This is a genomic window from Bartonella capreoli, from assembly GCF_902813205.1.
GTDB classification, from domain to species: Bacteria; Pseudomonadota; Alphaproteobacteria; order Rhizobiales; family Rhizobiaceae; genus Bartonella; species Bartonella schoenbuchensis.
This window is the reverse complement of the sequence record NZ_CADDZX010000095.1, coordinates 1-628: the sequence shown is the minus strand read 5'-3', so window position 1 is coordinate 628 and position 628 is coordinate 1. Positions and strand designations below refer to the sequence as shown.

The following is a 628-nucleotide window of genomic DNA, read 5'->3' as shown; positions in this document are numbered from 1 at the left end:
CCTTGTTTTTTAAAAGAGGCAATAACATTTGGGTCGAGACGGAGAGTAACCGCTTGTTTAGGAGATTCAACGGGTGGACGCCCACGTTTACGGCGTTCTTCTGTTACATATTTAAAAAAGGAGGGTGGTAAAACATCTTTAGCTGGCTTTAGACGTGCAAGCTCTTCATCTGTTAGTGGTGGGGAATCCACAGCGTCCCAATCTTCTTTTGTGTAACCACATCCTTTTTTAAAGGTGTTTTTGATAGTCATTGAAAACCTCTCTTTCTTTCTTATTGGCTTGACGAAAACTGATAATGGATATCGCTTCATTGCCAAGCCTTGCAAAAACAATAACTGTTGTGCCATCAGCAAAATGCCCGATAGCTTTCATTCGGTTTGAATGTGTTGCATCAATAAGAGCATGTTCCCAGTCAAAGTAAATAACATCTGCAAAAACAAGCTTATGTTTATCAATGTTTAAAGCTCTTTTTGGTTCATCCCACACTATCTTCGTATATTGTATGTACACGAAAAATAGGATGACGTAAACAAAAAAGTGTACGATAATTCACGTAAATCATGCAAAATGGGGAAACTATCAATGACCAAGAAACATCGTGAGGGTCTATCGGTTCGTGCGTTTGCGA

The 628-nt window shown here is 39.2% G+C and carries 2 protein-coding genes; both read right to left on the bottom strand.

Annotation, left to right across the window (positions count from 1 at the left end; genetic code table 11):
• Positions 1-251: BrnA antitoxin family protein (locus J7R05_RS07505; protein ID WP_208541796.1), on the bottom strand; the 251-nt coding region annotated here is incomplete at its 3' end.
• On the bottom strand, positions 229-486 hold the full coding sequence (locus J7R05_RS07500) for a BrnT family toxin (RefSeq protein ID WP_246468267.1): 258 nt from the start codon (positions 484-486) through the stop codon (positions 229-231). The genes J7R05_RS07500 and J7R05_RS07505, both read right to left, overlap by 23 nt.
• Positions 487-628: the final 142 nt, after the last annotated feature.